General features: G+C 37.4%; 12 protein-coding genes and 1 pseudogene. 6 read left to right on the top strand and 7 right to left on the bottom strand.

Annotated features, from left to right (window positions below; genetic code table 11):
• Positions 1–44: 44 nt before the first annotated feature.
• Together G5B37_RS13835 and G5B37_RS13830 are read right to left on the bottom strand one after the other, a co-directional pair.
• Positions 45–1,307 (bottom strand): hypothetical protein, encoded by a 1,263-nt coding sequence (locus tag G5B37_RS13835; protein ID WP_164680613.1) that lies wholly within the window; start codon positions 1,305–1,307, stop codon positions 45–47.
• A complete protein-coding gene (locus G5B37_RS13830) occupies positions 1,297–1,608 on the bottom strand; it encodes a hypothetical protein (RefSeq protein ID WP_164680612.1) in 312 nt (103 codons plus the stop codon). The genes G5B37_RS13835 and G5B37_RS13830 overlap by 11 nt, the downstream gene beginning before the upstream one ends.
• 144 nt (positions 1,609–1,752) lie before the next feature.
• Between G5B37_RS13830 and G5B37_RS13825 the strand changes: the two genes are divergently transcribed.
• The 4 genes from G5B37_RS13825 (at position 1,753) to G5B37_RS13810 (ending at position 6,843) form a co-directional block, all read left to right on the top strand.
• Complete coding sequence (locus G5B37_RS13825; protein WP_164680611.1) at positions 1,753–2,325, top strand: cob(I)yrinic acid a,c-diamide adenosyltransferase; 573 nt, start codon at positions 1,753–1,755, stop codon at positions 2,323–2,325.
• 178 nt (positions 2,326–2,503) lie between these two features.
• Entirely contained in the window at positions 2,504–2,725 is a 222-nt protein-coding gene (locus G5B37_RS13820; RefSeq protein ID WP_013070580.1) for a DUF2795 domain-containing protein, read from the top strand.
• A 188-nt stretch (positions 2,726–2,913) separates the two neighbouring features.
• Positions 2,914–6,273 carry a preprotein translocase subunit SecA gene (secA, locus tag G5B37_RS13815; protein ID WP_164680610.1) on the top strand — a complete coding sequence of 1,120 codons (3,360 nt, stop codon included), beginning with the start codon at positions 2,914–2,916 and terminating at the stop codon, positions 6,271–6,273.
• A 93-nt stretch (positions 6,274–6,366) separates the two neighbouring features.
• A complete protein-coding gene (locus tag G5B37_RS13810; protein ID WP_164680609.1) occupies positions 6,367–6,843 on the top strand; it encodes a DUF4199 domain-containing protein in 477 nt (158 codons plus the stop codon).
• On the opposite strand, the gene G5B37_RS13805 is transcribed toward G5B37_RS13810, so the two are convergent.
• Together G5B37_RS13805 and G5B37_RS15260 are read right to left on the bottom strand one after the other, a co-directional pair.
• Entirely contained in the window at positions 6,844–7,230 is a 387-nt protein-coding gene (locus G5B37_RS13805) for a hypothetical protein (RefSeq protein ID WP_164680608.1), read from the bottom strand. It lies immediately after the preceding gene.
• Positions 7,214–7,798: pseudogene (locus tag G5B37_RS15260) on the bottom strand (RNA polymerase sigma factor). The gene G5B37_RS13805 and the pseudogene G5B37_RS15260 overlap by 17 nt, the downstream one beginning before the upstream one ends.
• Before the next feature lie 149 nt (positions 7,799–7,947).
• On the opposite strand from G5B37_RS15260, the gene G5B37_RS13795 reads away from it, so the two are divergent.
• Both G5B37_RS13795 and G5B37_RS13790 read left to right on the top strand, forming a co-directional pair.
• On the top strand, positions 7,948–8,295 hold the full coding sequence (locus G5B37_RS13795) for a DUF6249 domain-containing protein (RefSeq protein WP_164680607.1): 348 nt from the start codon (positions 7,948–7,950) through the stop codon (positions 8,293–8,295).
• Between the two features lie 75 nt (positions 8,296–8,370).
• Positions 8,371–8,943 carry a hypothetical protein gene (locus G5B37_RS13790; protein ID WP_164680606.1) on the top strand — a complete coding sequence of 191 codons (573 nt, stop codon included), beginning with the start codon at positions 8,371–8,373 and terminating at the stop codon, positions 8,941–8,943.
• Between the two features lies 1 nt (position 8,944).
• Here the strand turns inward: G5B37_RS13790 and G5B37_RS13785 are convergent, their stop codons facing one another.
• The 3 genes from G5B37_RS13785 to G5B37_RS13775 are packed head-to-tail and all read right to left on the bottom strand — an operon-like array spanning position 8,945 to position 11,694.
• Positions 8,945–10,564, bottom strand: coding sequence for a YggN family protein (locus G5B37_RS13785; protein WP_164680605.1), 1,620 nt, complete (start codon positions 10,562–10,564; stop codon positions 8,945–8,947).
• The gene (locus G5B37_RS13780) at positions 10,536–11,165 is read right to left on the bottom strand and encodes a hypothetical protein (protein WP_164680604.1); all 630 of its coding nucleotides are present in this window, start codon (positions 11,163–11,165) and stop codon (positions 10,536–10,538) included. The genes G5B37_RS13785 and G5B37_RS13780 overlap by 29 nt, the downstream gene beginning before the upstream one ends.
• Entirely contained in the window at positions 11,149–11,694 is a 546-nt protein-coding gene (locus tag G5B37_RS13775) for an RNA polymerase sigma factor (RefSeq protein WP_164680603.1), read from the bottom strand. The genes G5B37_RS13780 and G5B37_RS13775 overlap by 17 nt, the downstream gene beginning before the upstream one ends.
• Positions 11,695–11,845 lie beyond the last annotated feature (151 nt).

Here is an 11,845-nt window from a genome sequence, read left to right as displayed (position 1 = left end):
TTAAAACAGGACTTCATCGTAATATAATGAAGTCCTGAAGTGTTTTAGTTATTTCCTTTTTGTATAATGGTTTGTTCTGTACTACCATCGTCAAAATCTTTATCTATTGCATACAAACCTTGAGGCAAGTTATTAATTAAATTAGGGCTATTAATACCCGTAGAATCTTTAGGTGTTAACGTGATATTAGCGTTAAACACATTATCGTTAAATCTAGTAACGCGCCCTCCTATTGGGGTACCATTTACAAAATCGTAACATCGCCAAGGTTGTGGAAAAATAGATGCAGGGTCACCCACAATATCTATAGCCGTGTGGTTTGGATGTGTAATACTGGCATAATTTGTTTCAGTTGCACCATAACTGGAAACGATATTAAAACTATTGTAAGTAAAATCTGTGTCGCCATATTCGGTGGGATTAGGGTCTCCTGGCCCATATACGCAATCACACTCAATAAATCGATAAGTAAACCCAGGTTGGAACAAGGGTCTATCAGCCGGATTCTGAGGAGGGCCCCCTAGGTAATACGTACCGCTGTAAGGTTCATATAAAGAAGCAACCGTAGTTCTAGCTACTATTAAATCATTATCATTTAATATGGTTTCTCTCATATAGTGTCCTTGACCGTTTGACAAAACATTTTCGTGGCATATATAGGCATCACTCATAGCGTTTTTAACATCTTCTGGATATATGTCATATGGAACATCTATTTCATCAGTTTCAGTTCCAGTATATTCGCAGTTTCCATTAATAAAAGGATAATAAGCAGACCCATGTCTAAATTTAGTGTTTGCTGCGGTGTCTACTATTTCATCATCTGCATCTTCTGCGTTAAAATCGGGATTCAATGTCCCATTTGGCAAGAACTTTACGCGAGTAGTATGTTCTTTATCAGATTCACCATTAGTTTTTGACCGTGTATGATACAATCCAAGTGCATGCCCGATTTCATGAGTAGCAGTTATCTCGCTTAACCTATCGGCCTTTATAACTGTCATATTACTACCAACAGATCTTGCCGCCCCACCAAATTCAGAAGCATAGGGTACGTAAATATTCATAGCATCTGCTTGTTTATAGTTAGATGATGCATAACCCCAAAAACTACTAATTTGACACCTACCCATAAAGCCATAACCATCAGGGTCATAGCCCAGTTTTGGAACACAATCATATGTATCTGGTATACCATCTCCATCTGTATCTACTAATTCATAAGCTATTTTTGGCAGGTTTCCTGGAGAATTAAAACTCCCGTAGCCACGATACTTGAAATAAATATTGAATTTATTAAACGTCAAATTTAAGTAAGCTACACTTTCCAAAAACCGTATCTTCGGTAAAGGTCGCACCACCAAAAGAACCGTCTGGTGCTTTTATCTGCCAATAATAAACATTTAAGACTACAGGTTCATCAACTGCAAAATCGATGGGCGCCGTAGAATGACTATAAAATGATGATAAGTCTTGGTTATTACCATCTTCTGTCGCACATGTATCGTAGAAATCTTGTGATAAGATGGAATTGATATTGACAAATAAGGCACAAAAAATGAGGAAAAAAATTCTAAATCTTCTCCCCCGAGAATTTAGGTTTTTCATAATTAAAAAGTTATACGTTAATAATACGTTAAGTTAGCAATTAATAGGTTGAAATACAACTTTTATTTGTTCGTACGTTCGAACAAATCATTATATTTTCACTGCTTCATTGTATCTTTGATAAATAGAATAACACGGTAGTTCATGAAAATATACACAAAAACAGGCGATAAAGGTACTACAGCCCTTTTTGGAGGTACGCGTGTACCCAAACACCATATACGAATTGAAAGCTATGGCACTGTTGATGAATTGAACAGCTATATCGGGCTGGTGAGAGATCAAGAAATAGACCCGCGAAGTACCGAAATTTTAATTCATGTACAGAACAAATTATTCACAGTAGGCGCTATTTTGGCAACAGATCCTGAAAAGACCATGCTGAAAAGTGGTAAAGAACGGCTTAATATTCCTAAAATTTCCGAAGAAGACATTGCGCTACTTGAAACCGAAATGGACAAAATGAACGACCACCTGCCTCAAATGACGCATTTTGTATTGCCGGGCGGACACACATCGGTGTCATACTGTCATGTTGCACGTTGTGTATGCCGTCGTGCCGAACGTCTTGCCACACTACTACATGAACAAGAACCCACAGACGAGCGTGTTTTAATGTATCTAAACAGACTTTCTGACTACCTATTTGTGCTGGCACGGAAGTTGTCTCATGACTTACAAGCAGACGAAGTAAAGTGGATTCCTGAAAAGCTTTAATTAGTGAAGAGAAAAATAGTTTTCAAGTGTTCAAATCAATTAAATTTTTAATTGATTAACTAATTAATTACCACTCTGTTACAAACGTTCTTTCAAATAACGTAGAAATAATTCCTTTTTTCCTTGGCTTTTTGGTCTAAAAAATTATTTTTGCACAAAATTATAACAACAACGTACTATGTACTGGACTTTAGAATTAGCATCTTATTTAAGTGATGCGCCCTGGCCGGCAACAAAAGACGAACTAATAGATTACGCTATTAGAACGGGAGCCCCTTTAGAAGTTGTAGAGAACCTTCAAGCTATTGAAGACGAAGGTGATTCTTACGATTCGATTGAAGAAATTTGGCCAGATTACCCCACAGACGATGATTATCTGTGGAATGAAGATGAATATTAACCTGTTGCTTTACTGCAATTAAATATAACACAAAAAGTCTCATGGAAATTGAGACTTTTTTTATGCTCGAATGTGAGTGTACAAAAGGTGAAAACCACTTGCCAATGTGGTCTTTTTTCAGTTTTTTTGTATACGCTTAAAACGGCTGTTTTGCCCGTCTCACTTGAGCCTTAAATTGAACCACTATTATGGGATTTTTAGATAATGTATTAAAAGTATTTGTAGGAGATAAATCCAAGCAAGACATTGGGGAAATTCAACCCCTTGTTAATAAAGTAAAAGAACACGAAGCTGCCATTGAAAAACTTTCAATAGACGAGCTACGTGCCAAGAGCGACTATTTCCGAAGTAAAATAAAAGAAGATCAGAAAGAGATTCAATCTCAAATTGACGAGCTTCAAAAACAAGCAGATGCTGAAGAAGATATAGACAAGAAAGAAGATATCTACAACCAAATGGATGCGCTTAAAGAAAGTCGTTACGAGGTTGAAAAGAAAACATTAGACGAAATACTCCCTGAAGCCTTTGCCGTTGTAAAAGAAACCGCTAAACGCTTTAAAAATAATACCACCCTTACCGTTACAGCAACTCCGTTTGATCGTGAACTCTCTGGAGAAAAAGATTACGTATCCCTAGATGGCGATAAAGCAGTTTGGAAAAACTCTTGGGACGCTGCTGGAAAAGAAGTAACCTGGGATATGGTGCATTACGATGTGCAACTTATTGGGGGTATTGCCTTACACCAAGGAAAAGCGGCAGAAATGCAAACAGGAGAAGGTAAAACATTGGTAGCTACACTGCCTGTTTACCTTAATGCCCTTGCTGGAAATGGAGTGCACCTTGTAACCGTAAACGATTATCTGGCAAAACGTGATAGTGCGTGGATGGCACCTATTTTCGAGTTTCATGGAATGACAGTAGATTGTATCGATTTTCATCGTCCGAATTCTGAAGAGCGTCGTAAAGCCTACAACGCAGACGTTACCTACGGTACCAACAACGAATTTGGTTTTGATTACCTACGTGATAATATGTCGCATACACCAGGTGACCTAGTACAACGCCCACACCACTACGCTATTGTAGATGAGGTAGATAGTGTATTGATTGATGATGCCAGAACCCCTTTAATTATTTCTGGGCCTGTACCCGAAGGTGATAGACATGAATTTAATGAGTTAAAACCGAAAATTAACGACATTGTAAATGTTCAGAAAAAGATGCTTACCGGTGTTTTAGCCGAAGCGAAAAAGCTTATTGCTGAAGGAGATACTAAAGAGGGCGGATTTAAATTACTGCGTGTTTATAGAGGTCTTCCGAAGAACAAGGCATTAATTAAATACTTATCTGAAGAAGGAGTGAAACAAATCCTTCAGAAAACAGAAAATTTCTACATGCAGGATAACAACCGCGAAATGCCAAAAATTGATGCGGAACTCTATTTTGTAATTGATGAAAAAAATAACCAGATTGAACTTACAGACAAAGGGGTAGACTACCTTTCTGGTGCAGATGATCCAGATTTCTTTGTGATGCCTGAAATGGGTACCGAAATCGCAAAAATTGAAAATAAAGGACTGACTCCTGAAGAGGAGGCAGCCGAAAAAGAAGTGTTGTTTCGTGACTTTGGAATAAAGAGTGAACGTATTCACACCATGAACCAATTGCTAAAGGCATACGCGCTTTTCGAAAAAGACGATCAGTATGTAGTAATGGACAACAAGGTGATGATTGTAGATGAACAAACTGGACGTATTATGGATGGGCGTCGTTATAGCGACGGATTGCACCAAGCGATTGAAGCCAAAGAAAATGTAAAGATTGAAGCCATGACGCAAACCTTTGCGACCATTACGCTTCAGAATTACTTTAGAATGTATAACAAGCTGGCGGGTATGACAGGTACAGCAGTTACTGAAGCTGGAGAGCTTTGGGAAATTTACAAGCTCGATGTAGTAGAAATACCAACCAACCGCCCCATTGCACGTGATGATCGTGAAGATAAAATTTACAAAACAAAGCGTGAAAAATACAATGCGGTGATAGACGAAGTAACTGAACTTTCGGGTGCAGGAAGACCTGTTCTTATCGGAACCACCTCGGTGGAAATTTCAGAATTATTAAGTCGAATGTTGAGCATTAGAAACATACCGCACAACGTTCTTAACGCAAAATTACACAAACGAGAAGCAGATATTGTAACCGAAGCTGGTAATAGCGGAATGGTAACCATTGCCACCAACATGGCAGGTCGTGGTACCGATATTAAACTTAGTGATGAAGTAAAAGCAGCTGGCGGACTCGCAATTGTAGGTACAGAACGTCATGATAGTCGTCGTGTAGACAGACAGCTACGTGGTCGTGCCGGACGTCAAGGAGATCCTGGAAGTTCACAATTTTACGTATCACTAGAAGACAACTTAATGCGTTTGTTTGGTAGTGAGCGAATTGCCAAAATGATGGACCGTATGGGGCTTAAAGAAGGAGAGGTGATACAACACAGTATGATTTCGAAATCTATTGAGCGTGCACAAAAGAAAGTAGAAGAAAACAACTTTGGAATACGTAAGCGATTGTTAGAATATGACGATGTAATGAATGCGCAGCGTGAAGTGGTATACAAGCGTCGTTACAATGCATTGTTTGGAGAACGTCTTAGAGTAGATGTTGCTAACATGATTTACGACACTGCCGAAGTAATTACCGAAAGCAATAAACTTGCTCAAGATTACAAGAATTTCGAGTTTGAGCTAATTCGTTATTTCTCAATGAGTTCTCCAATATCGGCTTCAGAATTTGAAGATATGGCGGTGCAACAAATTGCAGGAAAAGTATACAAAGCAGCATTTAATCACTACAAAGAAAAAATGGCAAGAAATGCAGAGATGGCATTTCCTGTGATTAAAAATGTATATGAAAATCATAAAGAGCAGTACAAGCGTATTTTAGTACCTTTTACAGACGGAGTTAAAACAATTAATGTTGCTACAGATCTAGAAAAGGCATACGAAACTGAAGGAACACAACTTGTAAACGACTTTGAAAAGAACATCACACTAGCAATTATTGATGATGCTTGGAAAACACATCTAAGAAAAATGGATGAGTTAAAGCAGTCTGTGCAACTAGCGGTACACGAACAAAAAGACCCGTTGCTTATCTACAAGTTTGAGGCTTTTGAACTTTTTAAAGCAATGATTGAAAAAGTGAACAAAGAAGTAATCTCTTTCTTATTTAAAGGGGAGCTTCCGCGTGAAAATCAGGAGCAGATTAGAGAAGCAAGACAAACACGTCCGAAAGAAAAGTTGAATGAACAGAAAGAAGAAATTCAGAATCTCGATGAGCGTGCTGCAGAATCTAGAGCAGCGGGGCAAACGCAACGTCAGCAACAACAAGTAACTGAAACCATAGTACGGGAGCAGCCAAAAATTGGTAGAAACGACAAGGTAACCATTAAGCATGTAATGAGTGGCGAGAGTAAAGAAGTAAAATACAAACAAGCCATTCCGCTGATAAATAAAGGCGAATGGGTGTTGGTAAACCACTAAGAAGCACTTTTTAAAAAGTTATCGAGAGCACCTCAAAGCATAGTTTTTGAGGTGCTCTTTTTTTGTATCTTCGAAACATAAGACACCTAGTACATGAAAGCAATTAAAATTGAATTAAAATGGGCCTTTATCTTTACCATCACCACATTGGTCTGGATGCTATTTGAAAAGACACTGGGATGGCACGATGAAAAAATTGCAGATCATTTTTGGCTCACACTATTGTTCTTACCATTTGCCATTTTAATGTACGTTTTAGTGATGCGTGAAAAGAGACGACGTCACTTCGATAAAAAAATGACATGGACTCAAGGTTTTGTAACAGGTGCTAAAATGGCACTATTTGTAGCCTTATTATCTCCATTGGCGCAGTACATTACCCACCATTATATTACTCCAGAATACTTTAACAATGTGGCTAGTTATTCGGTAACCAACGATTTAATGAGTATTGAGGAGGCTAATGACTATTTCAATATAAACAACTATATATGGCAAGCGGCTGTAGGCGCCTTGGGCGGAGGCTTAGTTATTTCTGCATTGGTCGCTGTTTTTATGAAACGAAGCTAATTAAGTACGTTGCTTGTCTAAAAAACGTTTTAAAAAAGGTATCTGAATTAAAAATAGCGCCAAAAACAAAAATGCATATTGTGCCCCTCTAGAAACATGTAACGATGGCGTACTTGTTTTATAAGTGTGAAGCGTATCTACTAAACGATCTGCCAACGAAACTTTATCAATTGGATATAGATACAACAAGACACTTCCTGCAATTAAGAAGGCTACAAATGCTACCCATCCGCTAGTAGAAAGCAAAGGCCGTACTGCCGTAACAGTTGTGTTCACTTCTATTTTCTCCATAATGCTTTTTGAAAAATTAGCAGAAGGAGATTCGAGTCTAGATTCTTGTACAAGCGTTCGAATGATATCCTCTTCGTTCTTAAATGGCTGTTCCATGATTGTGTGTGTTTTGCATAATATATGGGGCTAATAACCCTAATAATTGCTTTCTACTTCTATACAGTCTTATTTTTATGTTGTCTTCTGAAAGTTCTGTTATGGTTGAAATTTCCTTAACTGAAAGCCCTTCAAAATAATAAAATGTTATAATGGCAGCGTTGGTTTCTGGCAACTGCATTAAACAGTCTTGTATTAACTCACTTCGCTCTTTTGTTATCATTTTTTGTAGCCCATTTTCTATAGGGGCCACACTCCCTGAAGGAATTGCCTCAATATCAACTTCTGGCTTAAATCTACGTTGTTTTTTTTAAAAATCTAACGCTTTCCGATAGGCAATACTGTAAAGCCAGCTAGAAAATTTAGACGTTCCCTGAAAACTTGAGAGTTTTTCGTATGCCTTCACAAATGTATCCTGGGCAATTTCTTCGGCTTCTTCTTTCTTTTTTACAATTCGTAAAACAATAGTATAAATAAAATCCTGATACCGTAACACCAACACTCCATAAGCCTTGGTCTGGCCTTGTAATGTTTTGGCAATTAGTTCTTGGTCAGTGTCTGGTTTCATTTTAAGGTAAGACGCTTCTTATTTTGTATTGGTTACAGGAAAATGAATTTATTTTTCAGAAGAAAAAACAAAATTTTGTGTAACCGAAATTTACAACCGTACGTCTTAGAAGTACATTATTAAATCATTCATCATTAAAAAACCACATTATGGGATCTGAAGTTATTATTTTACCCTTGATTTTCGGAGTGATCTTCGGAATATTTTACCTCTACATTTCTGCAAGAAACAAAGAGCGACTCGCTCTTATTGAAAAGGGTGCAGATGCATCTATTTTCTACGGAAAGGATCGTAAAGTAACACCAATCTGGAAAGTTATTATTATAAATTTGGCGTTGTTACTTATGGGCATTGGTGCAGGAACACTGTTGTCTGAAGCCATTGTACAAGCAGGCATGAATGAAGATGTTGCCGTACCAGGAACAATCTTTTTTATGGCGGGCGCAGGACTTTTCTTAGGGTTTATTCTCACTAAAAAACTAAATAAAGACGCGTAACAACATGTGCACGTTTTTTAAACAACCGTTTTGATACGCTCCATGTGGTGTCAAAACGGTTTTTATTTATTACTTATGAGCAGAACTTTGCTAAACACCGTTGAATGGGCGGTTAGAATAAATGTATTCTTGAAACTGGGTACGTATGGCTTAGGAAAAATCTTAAACGGACAGTTTTACACTAAAAACAACATCCCTGAATCCATTGGGTCTATTCCGCTTAGTGAAACCGAGAGTTACAATCTAGCATGGACATTTTTTGGTCATTCTAGAGGATATATTCTATTTATTGGTATTTCACAATTATTAGGTGCCGTGCTCTTTTTAATCCCAAGAACAAAGCTTATAGGCGGTAGTATTCTTATCCCTATTTTATTGAACATTATAGTTGTGGACTATTTTTTTGGAGTGGCCTATGGCGCACTTTTTAGTGCATGCTTTTATGTAGCAAGCATTGCATGGGTATTTTATTTAGAACGAAGTTGTGTGCGGGCTGTAGTTGCACAATTATTGGTGAGAAAACCAAAAACCAGTAAAAAATCTGGTGCTACAATGGCAATTTATATTTCTGGAATTGTTTTGGTTGTAGGGGCTATATTTTTCATTGAATATGTAGGTATAGGTTTGTTTGGGTATGAAGATCGCTAACTTATTGCAATTTAACGTTGCTATAATTTGCATTAATAGTTAATGAATGTGGTGAAGTTTCACTTTTGTTAAACCCTTTCACCAAAATTCTCCCGTACTCTTTGCTCTGTGTTGCCTGAAGCGACTTAGGATATTGTAAGGTAGATTTTCTTCCGTTGAAATAAAACGTATAGTCTGAAGATGGTAATTCAATCTGAGAATTGGTATCATCTAAAATAATATCTATTGAAGTAAATTTCGGCGAAATTTTATTAATAAAGAGACTTCCAATAAAACCTTTAATATAGGCTTCTTTCTTTACCTCGTTAATAATTACATTACTAGAATTAGAGTCTACCCTAATACGGTCTACGGTATTTAATTTACAATTTTCTACATATTGCACTGCGAGCACACCATTACCCCAATAATTTACTTCTATAGGGGCGTATGAAGCATTGATGTGGGTTTTACCCCCATCAATGCTATTTGCTGTTAGCGCAGCGTAATTAAGCGTTGCTTTTACATTAGACACATCTGCCATTTTAATCTCACCGTGACGCACATTAATGTCTGTTCTAGTGTTTTTAGGCATACGTATGATAATGGTTTTTTTAACCTTTTTATGGTCTTTGTCGAAAAGAAGGTTGCTACTATTACTTCTTATAATGGTGGTTTTATTACCATTTTCATCTATAATCTCTTGCTTCTCATGGTGGCCACCAAACTGCTTACTCCATTCTTCTGCATCTTTTTCGAACTGGGCTCCCCATTTTTCCATGTCTTTGCCAAAGTTCTCACCCCAGGCTTCCATACGCTTACCGAACTTTTCGCCAAATTCTTCGCCCCATTTTTCCATGCGCTTTTCAAAATCGGGACCAAAATTCTTTTCAAAGGATTTTCCGAAGTTTTCTCCCCATTCTTCCATTCGCTTTTCAAAGTCTTCGCTCCATTCATCTAAATTACTTAACCAGCGATCTGTTTCTTTTACTGAAACATTAGTACCATACTTTTGGTTCAATTTGTTTACGTATGCTTGCTTATCTCTTTTATAAGCACTTCTATCGAAGGTATACGAACCATTATTATTGAAATTATAGTTGGTGTATGAATCTCCCGATTTAATACTCGGTTTCATGTCGCTAAAAGGCCAATTAGGCATTTTCTCTACATTTGGAATATCTGGCACATTTATGTTAAAGTCTGCCGTAAAAAGATCGCCAAGACCTTCTAGGTTTTCAAGTCCTTTTAACGCTTCTAGACTAGATGTGTTGATTAGACTTCCTAAGTTGTCAAAAGAATCTAGGCTTCCTAAGGTTTCGTATCCACCCCATAAACTTCCTTCATTAGAGGTAATTACTACCTTTTTACTATTTCCTAATACATCAAACTTCCAGTTATCGAAAATTTCTTGTTTTTCCTTTTCCGATAAGTTCTCTCCTTCTACAAAGGCTTCTACTTCAACTTTGTCTTTATTCCATGTTTCAAACACTACATTAGTGTGCGAGGTATTTACTTGCACTACGGCATCACCATTCACAGAAAAAGATTCATTATAGGTACTCTGTGCTGTTAGAAAACCAACGCACAATAAGAGTATTGCGGTTACAAGGCTATGCTTGTAGGTCATTGAATTTTTCATTGTCTAAATTTTTAAGTTCTTTTAATTTGTTTTTCAGTTTAAACAGCAAATCCAAACGTAATTTCAAATTATCTATTAATGCGTTAACAGTTGCCTCTGTAGGTCCTGTTTCGGTTAGTTCGTTATTGAGACGGTTGTATTCTTCGTTGAGCTCAGAGATACGCTCCATATACCCATCTATCAATTCTTTATTTTCGTCGTCAGTTTCTAAAGAAGCTAATTGCACATCGATTCCAGTGAGGTAAAAGTTTTCAACCTTCTTTAAATCGGGAGAAAGATCACCCAAGGTAAGCTTTGGCTGTTTTAAGATGTCTTTTGCATCCATTTTGGTATCATCTTCGGTATCTGCCAATTCGAGATTGTTGCCATTAGCTCCATTTAATCCAGAAAGGTATTGATACCCAAAAAAGCTTACCGCTAAGAACGATATTGCTACAGCGGCAACTTTCAGCCAAAAAAACGATGCGTTGCGCTTTGTTTGTTGTGGCTGGTCTGGAAAATGTGTTTCTAACATTTTCTCAAACTTCATTTCATGATCCTCCGGCATCGTCCTCTTTGTTTCAGGACGATTACGTAGCAATTCTCTAATATCCTGTGCCATATTGTAAATGTTTTAAGTGTTCTTTTAATTGTAATTTTCCCCGATGCAGTTTGGTACGAGAAGCACTTTCTGTAATTCCCATTATTCCTGCAATTTCTTGGTGATCATATCCTTCGAGTAAAAAAAGCTTCGCTACATCTCTGTAGTTATCGCTTAGTTTTTCAATAGCATCCATCACCTCCTCTACCGTTCTATCATCTGAAACCTGCCAATCTGATTCATCATCTGCCAAGCGCAAGGTCTCGTCATATAGGGGTTCTGTTTCTAACTTTCGCGCCTTTAAAGCATCTAAACACGTATTTATTACGATACGTTTTAACCAAGCCCCAAAGGTGACGTCCCCTTTGAACTGCTCGATTTTCTTGAACGCTTTTATAAACGCCTCTTGCACTGCATCTTGCGCAGCAGCATCGTCTTTCATATACCGTAGCGCCACTACAAACATTCCGTCACAATATTGCTTGTACAAAGCTAATTGCGCCTTTCGGCTGTTTTGTTTACACTGTGCTACGAGTAAATTACTAGACAAACTTCGATGGTTTTTTTGGTTGCTGTTCGGATAAAGGACGAACCTTTTTTAGATGCGTTGCAGTTTCTTAAGAAAAATTTAGCTTAATTTACTTATAAAGTTAATTTTCAAGAAATCTTTTTATCATACATTTGGGTAAATCTAAAAATAC

Source organism: Rasiella rasia, assembly GCF_011044175.1.
GTDB classification, from domain to species: Bacteria; Bacteroidota; Bacteroidia; order Flavobacteriales; family Flavobacteriaceae; genus Marinirhabdus; species Marinirhabdus rasia.
Note: the sequence above shows the minus strand (reverse complement) of the source record. Positions and strands in the feature narration are given on the sequence as shown.